The sequence below is a fragment of the Paraliomyxa miuraensis genome, assembly GCF_026337845.1.
In the GTDB taxonomy this organism is placed as follows: domain Bacteria; phylum Myxococcota_A; class Polyangia; order Nannocystales; family Nannocystaceae; genus Paraliomyxa; species Paraliomyxa miuraensis.
Genome location: NZ_JAOVZF010000037.1, coordinates 1 through 281 on the forward strand (window position 1 = coordinate 1; position 281 = coordinate 281).

Consider the following 281-nt stretch of genomic DNA (forward strand, 5'->3'; position numbering starts at 1 on the left):
AGCGACTCTCCGAAGCTCTGGCACCCGGAGAGTTCGATCGGCCCCTCGATTCCTTGCCAGGTCTCCCCCTCCCGCTCGAAGATCCACCCGCCGCGGACCTCTCCGGGCATCCACATCGTCGCCACGATCTTCTCGAGCTCGCCGTCTCCGTCGCCATCGATCGGCACGGGCAGCCCGCTGGCCAGCCAGTCGTCATCTCCGTACCACGTGTTCGCGAGGTGCGTGACCGGGGCGAGCGTGCCGCCGAGGTTCTCGTGGTACGAGACAATCCCCGGGCCGTA

The 281-nt window shown here is 67.6% G+C and carries 1 protein-coding gene; it reads right to left on the reverse strand.

What is annotated here, in order from left to right; all coding sequences use genetic code 11:
* On the reverse strand, positions 1–281 hold a 281-nt coding region (locus OEB96_RS00155; RefSeq protein ID WP_266213348.1), incomplete at both ends, for a hypothetical protein.